This is a genomic window from Arthrobacter sp. Soil761, assembly GCF_001428325.1.
In the GTDB taxonomy this organism is placed as follows: Bacteria; Actinomycetota; Actinomycetes; order Actinomycetales; family Micrococcaceae; genus Arthrobacter.
Genome location: NZ_LMSF01000023.1, coordinates 100,556 through 116,551, shown reverse-complemented (window position 1 = coordinate 116,551; position 15,996 = coordinate 100,556). Strand labels below are relative to the sequence as shown.

Genomic DNA, 15,996 nt, shown 5'->3' with positions numbered 1-15,996 from the left:
TCGTGCTGGGGTGGCGGCTGCCTGACTGGCAGGAAGGCCAGTGCTGCCGGTCTGTCGCTGCGGCCGTCCGTCATAAGGAGGAAGCAGATGGAACACTTCGAAGAGGTTGAAGAGACCGTTGAAGTCGCCGTCCCGGTGGGTACCGCTTATAACCAGTGGACCCAGTTCGAATCCTTTCCGCGGTTCATGTCCGGAGTGGAATCGATAACCCAGCTGACGGACACCACCAACCACTGGGTTACCAAGGTGGGTGGCGTCAGGCGGGAGTTCGACACTGAAATTGTCGACCAGGAGCCCGATGACCGGATCGCCTGGCGCAGCGTCGACGGCAAGTCGCATGCCGGCATCGTCAGGTTCACGCCGCTGGACGCTACTCACACCAAGGTCAAAGTCCATTTCGAATGGGCCCCGGAAACCGTCACCGAAAAGGCAGGCGCGGCGCTGAAGATCGACAAGATGCAGGTCAAGGCGGACATGCGCAAGTTCAAGGACTTCGTTGAATCTCGCGGCACCGAAACCGGAGGCTGGCGTGGCGAAGTCAAGGACAGCGGCCCCACCGGCCAGTTGTAGACCTGGCAAACAGAAACGTACGACGGCGGGTGCCCACCCGGCGTCGTACGTTTCCTTGTTTTTGTGGTTGCGGTGCGGGTCAGGGCGAGAGTTCCTCGAGGACCCGGCCCTTGGTTTCGATGGCGAAGAAGATGGTGACCAGGCCACCGATGAGCGCGACTGCGGCGAAGACCGTGAAGACGTAGCTGACCCCATAGTTGTCCACGATCCAGCCGACCAGGATGGGCCCGATCGCGGAGCCTGCCCGAAGCCAGGCACTTCCGAATCCGGTGCCGATGGCGCGGAGACGCGTCGGGTAGAGCTCGGCCGAGTAGAGGTAGAGGGAAAACGAGATGGTCTGGAGAATGGCGTAGGCGATGCTGGCGAACACCACCACCTGTGTGGCGGAGACGGCGCCGAGGGCGGTGAGCACTACCAGCGGGACCGTAGCGGCGAGGAATGCCCATGAGTACCAGCGCTTGCGGCCCACGCGGTCGATGAGGAGCGCGCACAGGATGGACGCCACGACGCCCACTGCCGATGTCACCCAGCCGTAGGCAAGGCTGGCCTGAAGCGGGAGGTTGAAGGTCTGCTTATAGAGCGTTGGGAGCCAGGTGATAAGGCCGTTGTTGACCATGTAGACGCAGATCCAAAGCATCCAGATCATGAGCGTGCGTTTGCGGTAGATGCCTGAGAAGAGTTCGCGCCAGTCGGTCCGGGCGGTCGCTTTCGGGTCCACGGGGCGCACAACGGGCTCGGAAAGGGCGTGGCCTGCTTTTCGGGCTTCATTTTCCAGCATGGTGACAACCATGTCAGCCCTGTTTACGTGTCCCCGGGAGGCGAGCCAGCGGGGGGATTCGGGCATCAGCCAGCGCATGGGAATGGTGAGCAGGGCGGGGACGATGCCGACGATAAACATCGCCTTCCAGCCCACCACCGGGACCAGGAAGTACCCGGCGATGCCGGCGAACATGAGGCCCACGGGGAAGATGACCTCGTAGAGGAGGAAGAACCTGCCGCGCTTTTTCGCCCCAACGAATTCGTTGATGTAGGCGCTGGCCACCGGGACCTCACCACCGGTTCCAATGCCCTGGATGAAGCGGAAGACGATCATCGACGCGGCGCCCCACGCGAACAGGCAGGCGACGTCCATGGAGACGAAGAGCAGGATGGTGATGAGCAGGACGGGAAGCCTGCCGATCCTTTCGGCCAGCTGGCCAAAGAAGAGTGAGCCGAAGATCTGGCCGACGTATCCGGCTGACAGGATCATCCCGATCTCCCCGGCCGTCAGGTGCCATTCCGTGGACAGCTGCGGCATGGCGAAGGCGATGGCCAGGACGGTATAGGCGTCGAAGAACGTGGCGGACCCGATGATCACGCGGATCAGGGTCAGGCGCCGGGTGAGCGGAAGCCTTTCGAGACGGGCTACGAGCTCTGCATTTATCCGGGCGGCGTTGGGGCCGCCAGCCATGGTGGTGGTGTTGTTCGGCTCGCGCATTGCGAGTCCTCCTTCTCCAGCGCGGTGCTGGGGTCCTCATTGACCAAGAGTGGAGATGGCAAAAGCCTAGGGGAGGATGGCGGGAGTTGTCCCCGCCATCCTCAGGATCCGTGGATCAGACAGTGGCGGTGACCTTGCCGATGTTTGCGGCGGCGAAGGCTTCCGCAATTTCGGTCTCGGCGCCTTCCGGCAGGGGAAGGAGCGGGGTGCGCACTGTGGCGTGCTCGAGGATTCCGCGGTTCACCAGGCCCCACTTCAAGGCGACGGTGCCCTCCATGTGGGAGCCGCGGTGGTAAACGTTCTTGGTCACTGGCAGCAGCCGCTCATGAATGGCGTGGGCACGCTTGTAGTCCTGCGCCTTGCCGGCCTCGATCAGTTCGACGAGCAGTTCGGGGGCGATGTTGCCGTAGCCGACGAGCAGACCGTCGACATCGAACATTGTCGGGAGCAGGTACTCGTCATGGCAGGACAGCACCTGCAGCTCGGGGTACGCGGCGCGCAGTGCGGGAATCTCGGTGTACCACCGGCGCATGTTGCGGACACCGTTCTTCGTGGCAAAGACGCCCTCCTGGCCGGCGATCTCCAGCTGGGTGTCGAGGTCGTAGGTCGCCTTGGTGTTATCGGGGTACTGGAAGAGGATCAGCGGCAGGCCCGACTCTTCGTAGATCTCCTGGTAGCGCGACTGCGGGGCACCCTTCTGGTATCCGAAGCGCAGCCACCCGTGCGAGGGGTAGACGAGACCAGCTGACGCGCCGGCCTCGACGGCCTTCCTGGCCTCGAGGGCCGCGGTCTTGTTGCCCTCCTTCGTGATGCCCGCCACGACCGGAATGCGGCCGTCGGTGGACGCCACGAACGCGCGGATGACGTCCAGCTGCTCCTCTTCGGTAAGGAACGTGCCTTCGCCGGCGTGGCCCAAGACGACGAGACTCTTCACGCCCTCAATCGATCCGAGCCACGAACCCAGACGCTGGATCGCAGCGAAGTCGACAGCGCCATCTTCGGTGAACGGGGTGACAGGTGCGGGGCTGAGTCCGCGGAGATCGAGTGTCATTACAGCTACCTTCTTGTCTTCTTTGATAGTTGGCAGTTCCGCTAGTATGGGAACGTTTGCAGGAACGTTTTCAAGTTTGCACGTGTCGCAGCTCACTGTCAAGGGAACGTTTGCATGTTGGAGGAATAGAGTGTCTGTTACACCCTTGCTGAAGAGGAGAACCGCGATGGAACGGGCCTTACCGGCTGAGATCGTTACCCTGAAGGACGTCGCAGCTGCCAGTGGCGTCAGCATCTCCACGGCCAGCCGGGCCCTGGATGAACGCACCCCGTCCCGTTCAGCGGCCGCAATACATGTCCGGAAAATCGCCGAGGAGCTCGGCTATCGGCGGAACTCCTTCGCCTCCAGTCTTCGCCGCGGCGAGACCCGGACGTTGGGTGTCTTGGTCCCCCGCCTGAGCGACACCGTCATGGCCCTGATGTTCGAAGAACTCGAAAAGGCCGCGTCTTCCCGCGGCTACTTCGCCATGGTCGCTACCAGTGGGGATGACCCCGAGGATGAACGACGCGCAGCCGAAACACTCCTGGACAGAAACGTCGACGGGTTGATTCTCGCCACGGCACGCCTCGATGACGAACTCCCCCGGCGGCTGCGTGAGCGCCGGGTAGCCCATGCGCTGGTGCTGCGCACCGACGGTATCAGCCCCTCCGCGCTCGGAGACGACGAGATTGGCGGATACCTCGCCGCACGCCACCTCATTGACCTCGGTCACCGTGACATCGCGGTTGTTACCGGTCCCGCCTTCACATCAACCGGAACCGCACGCCTGGCAGGAGCCCGGAAAGCACTGAGCGAAGCAGGGATACAGCCGCGCGAAGAATGGCTGATCGCGGCCGGATACGGCATCGAGAATGGATATTCGGCAGGTGAAACCCTGCTTGGACACACTGCGGGAAACCGACCCACAGCCATATTCGCAGCCAATGACAACATTGCCATGGGGGTCATTGCCGCTGCGCACCATCACCGGATCGAGATAGGGGAAGACCTGGCCCTCGTGGGCTATAACGACATCCCCCTGGCTGCCAGGCTCTCCACGCCCCTGACGTCCGTGCGGGTACCCCTGGACCAGATCGCCGCCACCGCGATCGACCTCATTGTGAATCCCGGAAAGGAACCGCGCATACGGAAATCCCTTCCAACGCTCATTCCCCGCGAATCCAGCGGCGCCCCCAAACACTTTCCGCGGTAAGGGGGCGTCTACCCTTACGCCTGGAGCCTCAGCTCCATGAACACGCTGTTGGGGTCCAGGACGTAGTCGGCGAAGGGCGGGCACTCGGTGAAACCGTGCCGGGCGTAGAGACGCCGTGCGGGCGCGAAGTAATCCTCTGTTCCGGTCTCCAGGAAGACGTGCCCAAGGTTCCGGGCACGGGCGTCCTCAAGGATATGCCGAATCATGAGGGTGGCCACACCCCGTCCCCGCGCCGTTGCCGTGGTGCGCATCGACTTGATCTCGCCGTGCCTTGCGGTGCCGGCGGGGGAGGGCAAAAGTTTGAGGGCGCCGCACCCCAGCAGCGCGCCGTCCTCGCGTGCGGTCCAGAACGAGATGGACGGCCCGGACAGCGCGGAATGGTCCAGGGCGTGGACGCTTTCGGCGGGCGAGGTGACGAACATGTCCGCCAGGTGCTCGCTCAGGAGCAGACGGACGTCATCACGCGCGGGGCTGTCCCGCTCAATCAAAATCATCGCTACAAATTTACCCGTTGCGCCCGGCCCAGCAGGTGTGCCAAGATTCCCATGATCGTGACCAGGCCGCAGGAGGTGAGACCCATGAATGCTGTATCCGCAATGGGTGCTCCCCGCAGTCCACGATCGAGCGGCTGAACTAGTCGCCACCGGGAGCGCCGAATCAGGCAATTCGCGAAGGGCGACTCCCATGAACTCAACACCTTCTTTAACCCCGCACGGCACCTCCGCGGTGTCTTCCGGGCGGGCACTGGTCCTTGGCGGCGGCGGCTCAACAGGAAATGCATGGCTGATCGGCGTCCTCGCCGGGCTGGCCGATGCCGGTTTGGACGTGGCCGGCGCCGAGCTGGTCATCGGCACCTCCGCCGGGTCAACAGCTGCAGCCCAGATCGCCGGCGCCCCTCCCGCCGAACTCTATGCGGCCGTCCTTGACGCTGCGCCGCAGCAACGAACGGCTCCGGCCGGAGCAGCTGCTGGGGTGAGTCCCGCCAGGCCGGTGTCCGACCACCTCGAGCGGACTGACAGGATCATCGCCTCAGCTGCAGATCCAGCCGACATGCGCCGCAGGATGGGCGCGCTGGCGCTGGACCTCGCTTCCGCGCATGACGCCACCGGGCGGTGGCGCGAAACCGTCGCCAGCCGGCTGCCAATCCGGGAGTGGCCGCAGCACAGGCTGCTCATTACGGCGGTCGATGCCCGCACCGGCGAACCGGCCGTCTTCGACCGCAACAGCGGCGTGGACCTGGTGGACGCCGTCGCCGCCAGCTGTGCCAGCGGGTTCGCCTACGGGATCGGGGACAGGCGCTATATCGACGGCGGCTACCGGCGCAACGAGAACGCCGACCTTGCCGCGGGGCACGGGCGCGTCCTGGTGCTTTCGCCCTTTGGCGGCAGGACCCGGATGCCGCTCGAATGGGGCATGCAGCTCACCGCGCAGATGGCGGAGCTGACCGCAGGTGGGAGCAGGGTGGAAACGGTCTTCCCGGACAGCGGTTCCGAGCACATGTTTGGCGCCAACGCCATGGATCTGTCACTTCGTCCGGCCGCGGCCCGGGCTGGGTTCGGCCACGGTGAAAAGCTGGCCCCGCAGCTCACTGAATTCTGGCGTTGAGTGGGTGGTTTTCCTGCGGCAATTTCGGAAATTTCGGCGCCATGCCCAAATCAGCAAAATCATCAATCTAATGTTTTTGTACTCCGCTCCGAAAATGACCAGACCCCGCCGCAGGGCAGGCGGAGGCGGCTGCGTGGGGCGATTTTGGGAGGGCTGGATAAATAAATAAAACGGCGTAGGGTGGCGGGTATCGCAAGCAAGGAAAGGCGTGATTCCGATGTCCGGAAAATCTCCCAGGGGCTCCGCTGCCAAAAAGGTCGGCAAGTCGATTCTTGAAAAACGGGCCGACAAAAAAGCGAAACATGAAAGCGGCATACTCAACATCGTGAAGCCGCGCAAGAACCAGCGCTGACAGGCGCGCGGGCGGCCGGAACTCCTAGCCCGGCCGCCCGCTGCTGACGGCCGGGATCAAAGCAGGAAGGACGACGGCGGGTGCCCACCCGCCGTCGTCCTTCCTGCCTGACTGCCAGTCCTCCGATGGTGACGCCGCGCCAGAAGGTGTTTTTGCCGCTCTCCCGCAGGTAGCCGGCGTTGACAGTGTCGCGCGGGAAGTAGTGGTGCCGGCGGCGGGCTTGTTTCCGGTGACGGCGCTATCGCGGGCTTTTGTCGATGACGCAGAACCGGTTCCCGTCCGGATCCTCCAGGACCACGAAGTCCGGGTCATCCGGGTACAGGTCCCAGTCCACCCGCTGGGCGCCCAGCGAGACCAACCGGTCAACCTCCGCAGCCTGGTCATCCGCGTAGAGGTCCAGGTGGATCCGCGGGTGGTCCTGGACGGGCGTTTCGCTGAGCTGGAGGGACAGTTCCGCGCCAGGGCCCGACGCCGGCACGAGGGTCACCCACGTGTCGTCGCCAGGTTCCCGCGGGACGTAGCCGATGGCGGCGTTCCAGAAGTTGGCGGCGGCGGCAACGTCGTTGACGCCGAGGACGATGGTTCCGATGGTCAACATCCGCCCAGCCTAAACCCGGTCCTTGGGGCCCGGCCAGGTTCCTGCGCATGGGGGAGCGCCGGTGTCTGCGAAAGCTGCGCGCCCACGGCAATAGGCACGAAAGAGTAAATTCTGAAGATATGACAGAGATCCGCTGGCTGGAAGCATTTGTTGCGGTTGCCGAAGAACTGCATTTCGGCCGTGCCGCACAGCGCCTGCACACTTCGCAGTCGCCGCTGAGCCAGACCATCCGGAAGCTGGAGGCGGACCTGGGGATGCGTCTCTTTGAACGCAACACCAGAAGCGTAGCCCTCACACCGGCAGGGTATGCCCTGCTGCCGCGGGCGTACCGTGTGCTCCATGAAATGCGCCTTGCCCGGGAGGCGGCCCAGACCGAGGAGGCGGGCGTCCGTGGCAACATCAGGATTGGATTCTCAGGTGCTGTAAACCATCTCACTCTTCCGCCGCTCACCCGCGCCGTCCGGCGTCGCTATCCCGACATCAAGATGGACCTCACCAGCCGGGTCCGAACGGCTGATGGACTGGCCAGCGTCGCGAAGGGCGCTCTCGACCTTGCTTTCGTTGGCCTTCCCGAATCCCCGCCAGCGTCGGTGATGACCAGGCTGGTTGCCAGTGAGGAAGTCGGCGCGGTACTTCCTTTGGACCATCCGCTGGCCCAGGAACAGTCCATCCCATTGAAGTCACTGGCAACCGACGACTTCATTTCCCCGCCGCTGGATGGCTCATCGTCAATGACCGACGTGATGCTCGCGGCCTGCCAGGCGGCGGGATTCCGTCCCCGCATCGTCCAGGAGTTGTCAGACCCCTACATGGTGTTGACCTTCGTCGCCGCCGGTGTGGGCGTCACCCTGATGAGCAGCGGGATAGCGGGCATCATTCCCTCCGGAGCCACATACGTGGCCCTGGATGACCCGCCGCATTTCATGAACCATGCCATCGCGTGGTCGGCGGAGAACGATTCAGCCGTCCTGGCCGCTGTGCTCGGAGTTGTCGAAGAGATCTTTCCGGAGATTCCCCGCTGACGGCACCTAACTCCACTTAGTGGAATAGCAGCATAGTGATAGATCATTTTAGTCGTGGACTAGCTAAGTGATGACAGCCACACTGGATGGAGCAGCCGCATCAAGCGGCGAACCACAAGAAAGGGAACTCCATGTCAGTGTCGACATCGGCTCCAGCACGCCCCAAAAACAACGCGAAAATCGCGGCCGTATCCGGCTTCGTGGGCAGCGCACTTGAGTACTACGACTTTTTCATCTTCGGCTCCGCGGCAGCGCTGATCTTCGGCAAGCTGTTCTTCGCGCCCGGTCCCTCCGCCATGCTGCTGTCCTTTGCAACGGTGGGCGTTGCCTACATCGCCCGCCCGCTCGGAGCAGTGGTCTGCGGGCACCTCGGCGACAAGTTCGGCCGCAAGCGGGTCCTGCTCCTGACCCTGCTGCTAATGGGTACCTCGACCTTCCTCATCGGCTGCCTGCCTACCTATAGCCAAATTGGGATGGCAGCGCCCATCCTCATCGTGGTTCTTCGCCTTGTGCAGGGACTTTCGGCGGGCGGCGAATCACCCGGATCAAGCTCACTGACCCTTGAGCACGCCCCTGACGGGAAGCGCGCCTTCTACACCAGCTGGACGATGAGCGGCATCATGTTCGGCATCGTGCTTTCCACCCTCGTCTTTATTCCGGTGGCATCCATGCCCGAAGACCAGCTGTTCTCCTGGGGCTGGCGCATCCCCTTCCTCGCCAGCGCAGTAGTCACAGTCATCGCCTTTATCCTCCGCCGCCTCCTCGAAGAGCCTGCCGTCTTCGAGGAAGTCAAAGAGCACGACGCAGTGGTCAAGGTACCGCTTGTTACGCTGTTCCGGCATCACTGGGCAACCGTCATCCGCGTCACGGCAATGTCGCTGTTCACCATCATCAACACCATCATCAACGTCTTCGCCCTCTCCTACGCCACCTCGGTGGTCGGCGTGGAAAAGGGACTCATGCTGACGGTGATCGCCGTCGCGAACCTTGCCGCCGTCGCCATGGGTCCGCTGGCAGGCATGCTGTCGGACCGGATCGGCCGCAAACCCGTCTTCGTCTCCGGGCTGCTGCTGCAGATCGGCATGATCTACGTGTTCTTCATGGCCCTCTCCGCCGCGAACGTCCCGCTGATCTTCCTCACCGGCATCCTGCTGATCGGTGTCGCCTACACGTCCACCAACTCCATCTACCCCGCCTACTTCCCGGAGCAGTTCCCGGTCAGGGTCCGGTACTCGGGCATGGCCATCAGCCTCATGTTTGGACTGCTCCTGGCCGGATTCGCCCCGGTCATTTCCGAGCTGCTGATCGGTGGGGACAAAGCCAACTGGGTGCCGGTCGCAACCTTCGCCGCGGTGGCCTGTGCCATCTCCGCGGTCGCTGCGCTGATGGCACCCGAGACCTTCAAGACTCCAACTGCCCAGCTGGGACTGAAGAAGTCTGACCTGGCGCGCCACCCGGCGTCGTCCGCCATTCCTGCGGCAGCCACCGCCAAGGTGCAGGCATGAGCCAGCTCGCGCTGCCTGGCCTGTGGTCATTCCAACCACGTGAAGCCGATACCGGCCACCGGTTTGTCGTCGGACTGCTCGGATCGGGGATCGGCGGCTCACTGACCCCGGCCCTGCATGAAGCGGAAGCCGATAGCCTGGGCCTTTCCTACACGTACCGAGTCATCGATCTGGACGTCATCGGAGAACCCGCAGAGCGGTCCGCGGCACTGGTGCGGCGCGCAGCAGACCTCGGATTCGACGGCCTGAACATCACCCATCCGAGCAAACAACTGGTGCAGGACGGCCTCGACGAACTCTCACCCGAAGCCCGGATCCTCGGTGCCGTCAACACCGTCACTTTCCACAACGGAAGGGCGGTGGGCCACAACACGGACCACGTTGGCTTCATCGGCGGTCTCCGGGCCGGCCTTCCGACCGCAACGACCGGCTCAGTGGTTCAGATCGGTGCCGGGGGAGCCGGTGCGGCAGTGGCCTTCGGGCTGCTCAGCGCCGGAACCAGGAACCTGGTCATTGCTGATATTGAACCGGCAAGGGCCGAAGATCTCGCCGCCAGGCTCGCCCGGCACTTCCCGGGCAGCCAGCTGTCAGTGAGCGGGACGGATGCCATCGCCGGAAGCCTCCGGGAGGCCGACGGGCTGGTGAACTCCACGCCCATCGGCATGACAGGCCACCCCGGTACACCGGTGGATCCGGACCTCATCCACCCCGGCCTGTGGGTGGCGGACGTGGTCTACCGGCCGCTCGAAACCCAATTGATCAGGGCAGCGCGTGGCAAGGGCTGCGCTGTACTTGACGGCGGCCGCATGGTGGTTGGCCAGGCAGCCGCCGCCTTCGAACTCTTCACCGGGATTCCCGCAGACGCTGACCGCATGCTTGCCAACTTCCGACGGGCGGTTAGCCGATGACACGCCAGGCACCGGCCACCATCACCGGGTCCCGCTGCCTGGTGGTCGGGGCAGCCAGCGGCATCGGGCGTGCGACGGCGTCATGCCTTCGGGCGTCCGGGGCGGCGGTGGTCGGCGCCGACCTGCCCTCGGCCACCTGGCCCGGAGAAGCCGGGACCTCGTCACTGGCCATGGACGTCACCAACCCGAGGTCCGTTGCTGCGGCCGTGTCCGCCGCAACGGAGGACATGGGAGGGCTCGACGCGGTGGTGAACTGCGCCGGCATCCTGGGTCCCGTGTCCCCTGCGGCGGACATGTCCGTGGAAGACTTCGAACGCATCATCAGGATCAACCTGACCGGGGCGTTCATCGTCTCCCGGGCCGTCCTGCCGCGAATGGCAGAAGCAGGCTACGGCCGGCTGCTCCACATTTCCTCGACAGCCGGCAAGGAAGGCGTGGCCAACATGGCCGCCTACTCCGCCAGCAAAGCCGGGATCCTGGGCCTGGTCAAGTCCCTCGCCAAGGAGTTTGCGCTGTCAGGGGTCACCGTCAACGCCCTCGCCCCGGGCAATGTTGTAACCCCGCTCTTCGCCGAAGTTCCGCAGGAACAACAGGCAGCCCAGGCCGCCAAAATCCCGATGGGCAGGTTCGGCACGCCCGCCGAGGCGGCCTCGCTCATCCAATTCATCATTTCGCCGGCGGCCTCTTACACCACTGGCTTCGTTTTCGACCTGTCCGGCGGCCGCGCCACCTACTAGGCCGGAACCAGCCGGCCGCCCGGACCCACACACTTTCCCACCGCACCAGAAAGACGGCACCAGTCGATGAACACCGCACCACCTCCCACCGCCCGCCCTCTCCGGATTGGAATCGCAGGATGCGGCGCAATCTCCCGCAACCACCTGGAGGCCTTCCGCGCCCTTGACCACGTCACCATCGCCGGGGTCTGCGACATCGACCTGGACCGTGCGCGTGGCACTGCCGGGGCGTGGGGGATCCCGGCGGCAGTGAGCACCGTCCGGGAGCTCCTGGACCTGGGCCTGGATATCATCTCCGTCTGCACGCCGCACCCCACCCATGAGGATGTGGTGTTGCAGGCCGCTGCGGCAGGCGTCCATGTTCTTTGTGAAAAGCCCATCGCCATTGAGCTGGCATCGGCTGAGCGGATGGTGAAGGCCTGCGGGGATGCCGGGGTGAAGTTGGGCGTCCTCTTCCAACGCCGGTTCTGGCCTGCCGCGCAGCGCATCCGTGCAGCGATTGACGACGGCACGCTGGGCCGGCCCATCATGGGCCAATGCTCGGTGATGTTGTACCGCGAAGCGGAGTACTACTCCCGGGATGCCTGGCGCGGAACGTGGGCCAACGACGGCGGCGGCGTCCTGATGACCCAGGCCATCCATTACATCGACCTGCTGCAGTGGTTCATGGGAGATGTGGCAGAGGTCTACGGGAAGATCACCACCTACAAGCACGGCGGGCACATCGAAGTGGAGGACTCAGCGACGGCCGTCATTACCTTCACCTCCGGTGCCATGGCCACCCTTGAAGCGTCGACGGCGGTGTCCCCGAGCCTTGGCGTGCAGGTCAGGATCACGGGGGAGACCGGTGCCTCCGCGTCCCTCACCGAATTCCCGGAAGGCAGCGACGGGCGGGTGGACCTGTGGGCAGTATCCGGGACGGTCAGCACCGAGCCTGCCTACCCGGAAGGAATGCAGGCGAACGTTCCCCTGGAAAGGATCAATGGCCAACTCATCGCCCACCACACCTCCCAGGTCAAGGATTTTGTCCGGGCCGTCCGTGAAGGAGGCGAACCGGCCATCACAGGCCGGGACGCCACGAAGGCCCTGCGGATCCTGCTGGCGGTTTACGAATCGTCCCGTACCGGCAAACCCGTCCACTTCACCCAACTGCCGTCAGATACCCTGCCCCGTGTTCGGGTTGCAGGTTAAGGAACGTCATGGAATCCAACACACGCCACGCCGCCCGTCCGCTCACCCTGGGCCGCAACGGCCGCACCCCAAAAACTCTCCGTAACCGCCTCGCCTCCGCTCCCATGGAACGCAATTACGGAACCGCCGACGGCCGGATCACCGAGCAGTACATCGACTATCTGGTGACCCGCGCCAAAGCCGGGCTGGGGATGGTCACCACCGAGGCCACGTATGTCCGCGCCGACGGCAAGGGCCGCACCCACCAGCTGGGCCTGCACAGTGATGCCATGATCCCGGGTTTGCGCAGACTCACGGACGCCCTGCACGCGGAAGGTGCGCTGGCCGCCGTCGAACTCAACCATGGTGGGCGCACCGCCCAGGCCGCCGTGTCCGGTCTCCGGAACGTGGCGCCCTCACCGGTGGCGTGCGAGGTGGCCGGCGGCGAGGTTCCGCGTGAACTCACTGTGGAAGAGTGCCACGAACTGGCGGAAGCCTACGCCCACGCCGCCCGCCGGGCGGTCCAAGCAGGGTTCGACGTCATCAACATCCACGGCGCCCACGGCTACCTGATCCATCAGTTCATGTCGCCCATTTCCAACCACCGCACGGATGAATTCGCCGCCCCGGAACGTTTCATGAACCTGGTCATCGATGCAGTGCGGGCGGCTGTCCCGGACACCATTGTGGGCATGAGGGTGTCAGTTGTTGAAGGTCCAGCGGACGGCATCACCGCCGAGCAGCAGGTGGCCATCATCGCCAGGGCCCACCTGGAGCACCTGGACTTCCTGGACCTCTCCGCCGGCAGCTATGAAGCCGGCGAATGGATTGTGCAATCCGGCGAATGGAAGCCTGGAATCCTCGCTGACTACGCCAAGGCGTACCGACAGTTCAGCCTGCCCCTTGGGATGGCGGGGCGCCTGAACTCCCCGGCCATCATCGAAGAAGTACTCCGGGAGGAAACCTGCGATTTCGTCAGCCTTGCCCGCGCCATCCACGCCGACCCGGCTTTCGTCGGCGGCGTCCTCCAGGGCGGCCGCTACCGTCCCTGCATCGCCTGCAACGTCTGCATCGACAACCTGGGGCTCGGCCAGGTGACCTGCACCGTTAACCCGGCCGTGGGACGTTCCCGCGTTCCCGTTCCCACACCTGCCGTTCGCGAAGGATCCCGCGTTGTCGTGGTGGGTGCCGGCCCTGCGGGCCTTACGGCAGCCCGGGAACTTGCTGAAGCGGGAGCGCAGGTGACCGTCCTCGACGACGGCGCCCGCGCGGGCGGTCAGTTCGCCCTCGCCGAGCGGATGAAGTCCACGCCGGACTTCCACCGTTTTGCCGAATGGTCCGCGGAGGAGAATACACGGCTGGGCATCGATGTCCGGCTGGGGGTCCACGTGAATACCGGCCGCCTGGACGACCTTGTCCGCGGCATGGAAGCAGACGCCGTCGTGCTGGCAACGGGGGGTCTCCGACCCGCGGCAGGATTCACCGGGGCAGACTCCGCCAACGTTATGGATGTCCGCGAGTGGCTCGCCAAGCACCCGGAGGTTCTCGGCGCCAGTCCGTCAGACAGTGAAGTCCCTGATGCCGTGACCATCTGGGGAGCGGACTCCGTCGCCATGAGCGTCGCTGACACTTTGGCCCACAGGGGGACGGCTGTGCTCCTGGTGGGCCCGCAGGAGGCCATCGCGCCGGAATCCGGGCGGAGGGCCAAGATCCTGGCCGTGCCCCGGCTTGAGGCCAACCCACGGGTACGGATCCGGCTTGGCTCGACGATTGAAGAGTACGACGGCGGCCGGGTCCGGATCAGCGGTCCGGGCCTGGCTCCCGAGGGGGAGTGGCTGGACGCGCCGGGACCGCTCCTGGTTTCGCGCTCCGTGGTTCCGCTTGACGGGTCCGTCCCGGCGCAGATCCGGGACGGAGAGCTGGGCCGCCAGGCCACCGTGCCGGTGACGCTGGCCGGGACCGTGGCGGACCAGGCCCCGGCCATTGCCTCCAACGCCGTCAAGAGCGGCTATGACGCAGCGCAGAGGATCGCCGGGCTGCTGGCGTCCGGCGCCGCCGCAAACACCGAATTGAGCCTGAACGGAGCATCGTCATGACCGGAAATGCGCACAGGCCCATCGGCCTGGCCCAGCTGTCCCTGCTGAACACGGCCCCGCCTGAACTTGTGGGCGTGGCAGCCCGGGCGGGCTTTGATTTCGTCGGCGTCCGGGTCCGGCCCGTAACGCCGTCCGAACGGCGTTACGAGCTGCAGCCCGGTTCACCGATGCTGCGCGAAACGCTGGCCCGGATCCAGGACACGGGCGTCGGCGTACGGGACATCGAATTCCTGCTTCTTGACGGAAGCGACCAGCGCGACGCGTGGCTGCGGATGATGGAAGCCGGCCACGCACTCGGTGCCAGTTCCCTGACGGTGGCCGGCGGCGATCCGGACAGCACCCGCCTGACGGACACACTGGCGCGGATGACCGAGGACGGTCGAGGTTTCGGCATCACACCCACCCTGGAGGCGATCTCCTACCAGCCGGTCGCCTCCATCGCCCATGCAGCTGGCATCGCGCGACAGGCGGGCTGCGGGATCGTGGTGGATACCCTCCACTTCAACCGCTGCAGCGGTCCGGGCGCGGCCGCCCAGTGGAAGGAGCTGCGCGCCAACGCGGACCTCGTGCCGCTCCTGCAGCTGTGCGACGGGCCGGCAGCACAGCCGGTCAGCCGTGAGGCGCTGGTCTTAGAGTCGCGGTGTGAGCGCGGGATTCCCGGCGAGGGCGGGTTCGGCCTTGCGGAGGCGGTTGCCGCGGTGCCGTCCGGACTTCCGGTCAGTGCGGAGGTGCCCTCGGACCGGCGCGTGGCGGAATTCGGCGAGCTCGGCTGGGCACGCCGGCTCAAGGCAGGCGTTGACACTGTGCTGGCGCAGGCCGGCAGTAGGCAGTCGAACAGCTCTGTCCGCGCGGTGGCCGCGACATGAGCGCCACCACAAGCGAGATCACGACGGCGGAGCTTACGCCGGGTCTGCGCATTCCGCTCGTCGGCCTGGGAACATGGCCCTTGACTGGTGAGGGCGCCGCAGCGGCGGTGCAGCAGGCCATCGGCAACGGCTACCGGCATATCGATACGGCCGAGAACTACGGCAACGAAGAAGCGGTGGGGGAGGGGATCCGCCGCAGCGGTATCGGGCGCGGAGACCTTTTCCTCACCAGCAAATTCAACAGCCGGTGGCACAGCCGCAGCGGAGTGCGTGATGCCTTCGGCGAGGCTGTAAAGCGGCTCCGCGTCGACTACCTGGACTTGTTCCTGGTTCACTGGCCCAACCCAACCCAGGGGAGGTTCGTCGAAGCCTGCGAAGGACTGCAGGAACTTGTCAATGACGGCTCCATCAGGGCCTGGGGCGTCTCCAACTTCAAGCCGGCGCATCTACGGCTCGTTCAGGACGCAGGCCTTGCCGTCCCGCTGAACCAGGTCCAGGTGGACCCCGAGCACGGCCAGCCGGCGCAACTGGCCTGGCACCGTCGGCACGGGATAGTCACTGCCGCCTACAGCCCGTTGGGCCGCAACGGTAAGTTCCTCGGCCATCCTGCGGTGACCGGACCGGCGCGGCAGCTCGGCAAAACCCCCGCCCAAATTGTCCTGCGCTGGCATGTCCAGCACGGCCGGGTGGCGGTGCCGAAGTCCGCGGACGGCCAACGCCAGCGCGAGAACCTGGACGTTTTCGGCTTTGCCCTGGCACCGGAACAGCTTGAGGCCATCGACGCCCTGGAGACCGGCGCGCCGCCGCGCCTGGACTCCGATACCTTCTTCCATTAAGAAAGCACCGA

16 protein-coding genes are annotated in these 15,996 nt (G+C 65.1%); 12 read left to right on the top strand and 4 right to left on the bottom strand.

Annotation, left to right across the window (positions count from 1 at the left end; genetic code table 11):
* The first annotated feature begins 87 nt into the window (after window positions 1-87).
* Window positions 88-570, top strand: coding sequence for an SRPBCC family protein (locus tag ASG79_RS12680; RefSeq protein WP_018770662.1), 483 nt, complete (start codon window positions 88-90; stop codon window positions 568-570).
* Between the two features lie 79 nt (window positions 571-649).
* On the opposite strand, the gene ASG79_RS12675 is transcribed toward ASG79_RS12680, so the two are convergent.
* Window positions 650-2,047, bottom strand: a complete 1,398-nt coding sequence (locus ASG79_RS12675; protein ID WP_082581750.1) for an MFS transporter — start codon at window positions 2,045-2,047, stop codon at window positions 650-652.
* Window positions 2,048-2,162: 115 nt separating this feature from the next.
* Window positions 2,163-3,098 carry a dihydrodipicolinate synthase family protein gene (locus ASG79_RS12670; protein WP_026265982.1) on the bottom strand — a complete coding sequence of 312 codons (936 nt, stop codon included), beginning with the start codon at window positions 3,096-3,098 and terminating at the stop codon, window positions 2,163-2,165.
* Window positions 3,099-3,264: 166 nt separating this feature from the next.
* Here ASG79_RS12670 and ASG79_RS12665 point away from each other — a divergent pair, with 166 nt between their 5' ends.
* Window positions 3,265-4,290, top strand: coding sequence for a LacI family DNA-binding transcriptional regulator (locus ASG79_RS12665; protein ID WP_056391590.1), 1,026 nt, complete (start codon window positions 3,265-3,267; stop codon window positions 4,288-4,290).
* A gap of 14 nt (window positions 4,291-4,304) precedes the next feature.
* On the opposite strand, the gene ASG79_RS12660 is transcribed toward ASG79_RS12665, so the two are convergent.
* On the bottom strand, window positions 4,305-4,784 hold the full coding sequence (locus tag ASG79_RS12660) for a GNAT family N-acetyltransferase (protein ID WP_056391587.1): 480 nt from the start codon (window positions 4,782-4,784) through the stop codon (window positions 4,305-4,307).
* Between the two features lie 190 nt (window positions 4,785-4,974).
* Here ASG79_RS12660 and ASG79_RS12655 point away from each other — a divergent pair, with 190 nt between their 5' ends.
* Together ASG79_RS12655 and ASG79_RS23520 are read left to right on the top strand one after the other, a co-directional pair.
* Complete coding sequence (locus tag ASG79_RS12655; RefSeq protein ID WP_056391584.1) at window positions 4,975-5,895, top strand: patatin-like phospholipase family protein; 921 nt, start codon at window positions 4,975-4,977, stop codon at window positions 5,893-5,895.
* Window positions 5,896-6,103: 208 nt separating this feature from the next.
* Window positions 6,104-6,247, top strand: coding sequence for a hypothetical protein (locus ASG79_RS23520; RefSeq protein WP_155845608.1), 144 nt, complete (start codon window positions 6,104-6,106; stop codon window positions 6,245-6,247).
* Between the two features lie 238 nt (window positions 6,248-6,485).
* Here ASG79_RS23520 and ASG79_RS12650 read toward each other — a convergent pair whose 3' ends face one another.
* Window positions 6,486-6,845: a VOC family protein gene (locus ASG79_RS12650; protein WP_018770654.1), complete on the bottom strand. Its 360-nt coding sequence runs from the start codon at window positions 6,843-6,845 to the stop codon at window positions 6,486-6,488.
* A 119-nt stretch (window positions 6,846-6,964) separates the two neighbouring features.
* Here ASG79_RS12650 and ASG79_RS12645 point away from each other — a divergent pair, with 119 nt between their 5' ends.
* The 8 genes from ASG79_RS12645 (at window position 6,965) to ASG79_RS12610 (ending at window position 15,985) form a co-directional block, all read left to right on the top strand.
* Window positions 6,965-7,867, top strand: coding sequence for a LysR family transcriptional regulator (locus ASG79_RS12645; protein WP_056391581.1), 903 nt, complete (start codon window positions 6,965-6,967; stop codon window positions 7,865-7,867).
* Between the two features lie 131 nt (window positions 7,868-7,998).
* Entirely contained in the window at window positions 7,999-9,372 is a 1,374-nt protein-coding gene (locus ASG79_RS12640) for an MFS transporter (RefSeq protein WP_018770652.1), read from the top strand.
* Window positions 9,369-10,280 (top strand): shikimate dehydrogenase, encoded by a 912-nt coding sequence (locus tag ASG79_RS12635; RefSeq protein WP_018770651.1) that lies wholly within the window; start codon window positions 9,369-9,371, stop codon window positions 10,278-10,280. Before ASG79_RS12640 ends, ASG79_RS12635 begins: the two co-directional genes overlap by 4 nt.
* Window positions 10,277-11,017 carry an SDR family NAD(P)-dependent oxidoreductase gene (locus tag ASG79_RS12630; protein WP_056391576.1) on the top strand — a complete coding sequence of 247 codons (741 nt, stop codon included), beginning with the start codon at window positions 10,277-10,279 and terminating at the stop codon, window positions 11,015-11,017. The genes ASG79_RS12635 and ASG79_RS12630 overlap by 4 nt, the downstream gene beginning before the upstream one ends.
* A gap of 66 nt (window positions 11,018-11,083) precedes the next feature.
* On the top strand, window positions 11,084-12,208 hold the full coding sequence (locus tag ASG79_RS12625) for a Gfo/Idh/MocA family protein (RefSeq protein ID WP_056391575.1): 1,125 nt from the start codon (window positions 11,084-11,086) through the stop codon (window positions 12,206-12,208).
* A gap of 8 nt (window positions 12,209-12,216) precedes the next feature.
* Entirely contained in the window at window positions 12,217-14,283 is a 2,067-nt protein-coding gene (locus ASG79_RS12620; protein WP_056391572.1) for an FAD-dependent oxidoreductase, read from the top strand.
* A complete protein-coding gene (locus ASG79_RS12615) occupies window positions 14,280-15,149 on the top strand; it encodes a sugar phosphate isomerase/epimerase family protein (protein ID WP_056391569.1) in 870 nt (289 codons plus the stop codon). Before ASG79_RS12620 ends, ASG79_RS12615 begins: the two co-directional genes overlap by 4 nt.
* Window positions 15,146-15,985, top strand: coding sequence for an aldo/keto reductase (locus tag ASG79_RS12610; RefSeq protein WP_056391568.1), 840 nt, complete (start codon window positions 15,146-15,148; stop codon window positions 15,983-15,985). The genes ASG79_RS12615 and ASG79_RS12610 overlap by 4 nt, the downstream gene beginning before the upstream one ends.
* The last annotated feature ends 11 nt before the right edge of the window (window positions 15,986-15,996 follow it).